This is a genomic window from Brevibacterium sp. HMSC063G07, from assembly GCF_001810665.1.
Taxonomy (GTDB): Bacteria; Actinomycetota; Actinomycetes; order Actinomycetales; family Brevibacteriaceae; genus Brevibacterium.
Genome location: NZ_KV802342.1, coordinates 1 through 769, shown reverse-complemented (window position 1 = coordinate 769; position 769 = coordinate 1). Strand labels below are relative to the sequence as shown.

General features: G+C 55.0%; 1 protein-coding gene. It reads left to right on the top strand.

The window, feature by feature from the left end:
• Positions 1 to 747, top strand: a 747-nt coding sequence (locus HMPREF2757_RS03850; RefSeq protein WP_141750165.1) for an IS3 family transposase, incomplete at its 5' end; no start/stop codon positions are given.
• Positions 748 to 769: the final 22 nt, after the last annotated feature.

Sequence of the window (769 nt, the reverse complement as noted above, 5' to 3'; positions counted from 1 at the left end):
GAGATACAGCGTGTGCATGCGGAGAATTTCTCGGTCTACGGTATCCGCAAAATGTGGCACGCGATGAACCGTGAAGGCTTTCATATCGGCCGCGACAAGACTGCCCGGTTGATGAAGCTAGCAGGTGTTTCCGGCCGCCGACGTGGACGAACCCCTGTGACAACGATTAGCCCGAAGGCACCTGATTGTCGCCCAGACCTTGTACAGCGAGACTTTCGTGCACAAGCGCCAGGCAGGCTTTGGGTTGCCGACATTACCTACGTTCGTACCCTGTCAGGATTCGCCTACACCGCGTTTGTCGTGGATGTCTTCAGTCGGAAAATTGTTGGTGTTGCTACACGCTCGACGATGCGTACCGATGCGCTGCCCATGGAGGCTTTGGAGCATGCGTTAACGACTGCAGGGCGAATTCATGGAAACCAGTTAATTCACCATAGCGATCGGGGCAGCCAGTACGTGTCACTGAAGTATTCCACCGCGCTAGCGGAATTCGGAATCCGTCCGAGTGTGGGAACAGTCGGCGATTCTTATGACAATGCTCTAGCCGAAACAGTCAACGGTCTCTACAAGGCGGAACTGATTCATGCCCAAGGCCCGTGGACGTCGGCCGGAGAAGTCGAATTGGCTACCTTGCGGTGGGTGCATTGGTGGAACACCAAGCGACTTCACGAAGCATTGGACTACGCCACCCCACAAGATGTAGAAACCGAGTACTATCTCACCCAGCCCATCAACACAGGGGCGTAATAGAAGCGGAACTAAACCCAGG